Origin of the sequence: Bradyrhizobium sp. NBAIM08 (assembly GCF_020193935.1) — a bacterium.
Classification (GTDB): domain Bacteria; phylum Pseudomonadota; class Alphaproteobacteria; order Rhizobiales; family Xanthobacteraceae; genus Bradyrhizobium; species Bradyrhizobium yuanmingense.
Genome location: NZ_JADYVR010001123.1, coordinates 1 through 394, shown reverse-complemented (window position 1 = coordinate 394; position 394 = coordinate 1). Strand labels below are relative to the sequence as shown.

Annotated in this window: 1 protein-coding gene; it reads right to left on the bottom strand. The window is 66.5% G+C overall.

Annotated features, from left to right (window positions below):
- Positions 1 to 394: M1 family aminopeptidase (locus tag I6F37_RS43770; RefSeq protein ID WP_225154950.1), on the bottom strand; the 394-nt coding region annotated here is incomplete at both ends.

The window sequence follows — 394 nt, the reverse complement described above, 5'->3', positions numbered from 1 at the left end:
GAGCCGTGCCTCCGGCAGCGTGAAGCCGAGCACCCAGCGCTCAAAAAACCGGCTCAATGAGACCCCGGCCTCGGCCTCGAAGGCCGCCCGCAGGTCGTCGGTGCCGGCCTTCTGGTACCGATGCGTCTTGTAGAACCGCTGCAGGCCTTTATTGAAGGCGTCCGGGCCGATCAGCCGCTGCAGCATGTGCAGGACGACCGCCGATTTGTTGTAGACGAGCCCGCGGAAGATGCGCCCGTCGCCCTGGATGTGTCCGAGCCGGTAGCCCAGATGAACGGGGCCGTGCTTCGACAGGTCCATCGCCGTCGTGCGCATCTGCGAGAACAGCTGCCGTTCGACGTCGGGACCCCGGTCGTGCGCGGCATACATGGCGGCGAAGTACTGGGCCAGACCC